At 71.4% G+C, this 2,985-nt stretch carries 3 protein-coding genes; 2 read left to right on the forward strand and 1 reads right to left on the reverse strand.

Annotation, left to right across the window (positions count from 1 at the left end):
• Positions 1 to 244 (forward strand): phenylalanine--tRNA ligase subunit beta-related protein (locus ACFPZL_RS11795; RefSeq protein ID WP_382335546.1); only part of this gene is annotated, 244 nt, incomplete at its 5' end.
• A gap of 41 nt (positions 245 to 285) precedes the next feature.
• Here ACFPZL_RS11795 and ACFPZL_RS11800 read toward each other — a convergent pair.
• The gene (locus ACFPZL_RS11800) at positions 286 to 2,625 is read right to left on the reverse strand and encodes a bifunctional alpha,alpha-trehalose-phosphate synthase (UDP-forming)/trehalose-phosphatase (protein ID WP_218113865.1); all 2,340 of its coding nucleotides are present in this window, start codon (positions 2,623 to 2,625) and stop codon (positions 286 to 288) included.
• Between the two features lie 142 nt (positions 2,626 to 2,767).
• Here ACFPZL_RS11800 and ACFPZL_RS11805 point away from each other — a divergent pair.
• Positions 2,768 to 2,985: IMP dehydrogenase (locus tag ACFPZL_RS11805; RefSeq protein ID WP_382335549.1), on the forward strand; the 218-nt coding region annotated here is incomplete at its 3' end.

A 2,985-nucleotide genomic window follows, 5' to 3' on the forward strand; every position in this document is an offset into this window, starting at 1 on the left:
CACCTCCGTGCCCGCGGAGGCGGTGCTCGCCGCCGTGATCGCCGGCGCCGGAGACCTGCTGGAGCACGCGCGCATCGTCGACGACTACCGCGGCGCGGGCGTGGCCGACGGACAGCGGGCGCTCACCTTCGCGCTCCGCTTCCGCGCCGAGGATCGCACGCTCAAGGCCGAGGAGGCGACGGAGGCGAAGCTCGCCGGCGTCGCGGCCGCCGAGACGGCGTTCGGGGCGAAGCTGCGGGAGTAGCGCTCGGCCCTAGTCGGAGGGCACCGCTCGGAGGGCGCTCCTCACGAGCTCCCGATGACGATGCCGGTGCGGAGCTCGGCGAGCCGGGCGAGGATCGCGGCGGCGGTCTCGGGATCCGGCACGCGTTCCCCGGCCGCGGTATCGCCCGGGCCGACCTTGATGCCGAGGTCGTCGATCCTGAGACCGGTGAAGACGTCTTCGTCGGTGACGTCGTCGCCGAGGAAGAGCACGGCGGCGGACGGCCACCGCGAGCGGATCATCCGGAGCGCCGAGCCCTTGTCGCTCTCCTTCGCGGAGAACTCGCGGATGCGCTTGCCCTCGCGCGCGGTCAGCCCGGTGCCCTCGCCCAGACGCGACACCGCCTCGAGGATGTCGTCCGAGCGGTCTTCCTCCCGGACCTGACGGGTGTGCACGGCGAAGCCGAACGGCTTCGACTCGAAGCGGACGCCGGGCTCCCGCCCGAACACGCGTGCGATCCGTTGCTGGAGGGCCGCGAGCCGGTCCGACTCCTCATCGGTCAGCCCCGGGCCGGGCGCGTCCGCATCCGTTTCGAAGCCGACGAGCTCGGCGCCGTGCGAGCCGGAGACGACCCAGCCGTCGGCATCGATGCCGGTCGCCAGCAGGCTCTCGAGCGAGCGACCGGTCAGGACGACCACGTGCGTGCCCGGTGCGCGGTGCAGCGCCTGAAGGGCGCGCTGCGCACGATCGAGGATCCTGGCATCGCCGGGTCGGGAGACGATGGGGGCGAGGGTGCCGTCGAAGTCGCAGGCGATGATCAGCTCGGGGACGGTCGCGAACCGACGGAGGTGCCCCGAGATCCGACTGGTGAGCAGGATCGGCGCGGTCGGCGGCGCGGCCTCCCGCGCGACCTCCGGCGGCGATTCCGCCTCCGGTGCCGATTCGTACGATGCAGATTCTCGCTGAGCCGTATCTCGCAGCGCTGTCTCCCGCTGCGCCGCCATCGCCTCGGTCGCGCGGAGGAAGTTCTCGGCCCAGTGCCGCACATCGTTGCCGCTGACCGCGGCGCGCAGCGCGCTCATGCGCCGGCGCTGCTCGCGCTCGGGCATGTGGATCGCGCGGAGGAAGGCGGCCTTCATCCCCTCGATGTCGTGCGGGTTCACGAGCACCGCCCGCCGCAGTTCGTCCGCCGCCCCCGTGAACTCGCTCAGAACGAGCACGCCGGTCTCGTCCGAACGCGAGGCGACGTACTCCTTCGCGACGAGGTTCATGCCGTCGCGGAGTGCGGTCACGACGAGCACGTCCGCCGCGAGGTAGAGCGCCACCATCTCATCCCGTGAGAAGCCCTGATGCAGGTAGACCACCGGTGTCCGGCCGATCGCCCCGTGCTCGCCGTTGATACGGCCGACGGTCTGCTCGACCTCGTCGCGGAGGCGGCGGTAGGCGGCGACGCGCTCCCTGCTCGGGCTCGCCACCTGCACGAGTACGACCTCGCCCAGCGGGGCCTCGCCCTCCGCCAGCAGCTCGGCGAAGGCCTTCAGCCGGTGCCTGATGCCTTTCGTGTAGTCGAGACGGTCGACTCCGAGCAGCACGGTGTCGGGGTCGCCGAGTTCGCGGCGGATCTCCGCGGCCCGTCGCTGCACCGCGGGGCTCTCCGCGAGCCGGGCGAAGGCGGCGGCGTCGATGGAGATCGGGAACTCCTGCGCGAGCACCGATCGCTGCCGCCCGTCGTCGTCCGCGGCGAGCCTGAGCATGTTGCCGTGCGCGAGGGCTCCGCAGTAGCGTTCCGCAGCGAACCGGAAGCTCAGCGCGTCCTGCTCGCGCTGGAAGCCGACGACGTCCGCGCCGAGCAGCCCCTCGACGATCTCGCGTCGCCACGGGAGCTGCGCGAAGAGCCGCCGTGCCGGGAACGGGATGTGGAGGAAGAAGGCGATCGTGAGGTCCGGGCGCTGTTCGCGCAGCATGGCCGGCACCAGCTGCAGCTGGTAGTCGTGCACCCATACGATCGCGTCCGCCGGGGCCTCGGCGGCCACGGTATCCGCGAAGCGCCGGTTCACCCGCTCGTAGGACTCCCACCACTCGCGGTGGAACTCTGGCTGCGCGATCACGTCGTGGTAGAGCGGCCAGAGCGCGCCGTTTGAGAAGCCCTCGTAGTAGCCCTCGAAATCCTCGGTGCTCAACGAGACCGGGAGGATGCGCATCGCTCCCAGCTCGAAGGGGGCGAGCTCCTCGTCGATGTCTCCGGGCCACCCGACCCACAGGCAGCCCAGCTCCTCGACCACCGACTCCATCGCGGTCACGAGCCCGCCGGGGGAGGTTCGCCAGGAGGAGCTGCCATCGGGCCCGACGACCCGATCCACCGGCAGTCGGTTAGCGACCACGACGATCTCTCGACTGCCGACGATGTCGGTCAGCTCGGTCATGCCATCAGCTCCAGACGATGCGCTCGAAAACTCTCGGGGGACCTGCTCGCAGTGTATGGCATGGCTCTGTGACGCGACGTAACACAGGACTCGTGGCCGGCTGTGCGGGTTCTCCGCCGCTGCGACATCCTAGGCTGGGGGCATGCAGTTCATCGGCTCTCAGCCCACCGTCGATCTGACCTACTCCGACGTCTTCCTCGTGCCCCGCCGTTCGGCGGTGACGAGCCGGCTCGAGGTCGACCTCTCGCCCGGGGACGGCACGCCGGCGACGATCCCGCTGGTGGCGGCGAACATGAACGCCGTCACCGGGCCGCGCCTCGCCGCGACCATCGCCCGCCGCGGCGGCCTGGGCGTGCTGCC

The sequence above is a fragment of the Leucobacter soli genome (assembly GCF_042659205.1).
In the GTDB taxonomy this organism is placed as follows: domain Bacteria; phylum Actinomycetota; class Actinomycetes; order Actinomycetales; family Microbacteriaceae; genus Leucobacter; species Leucobacter soli.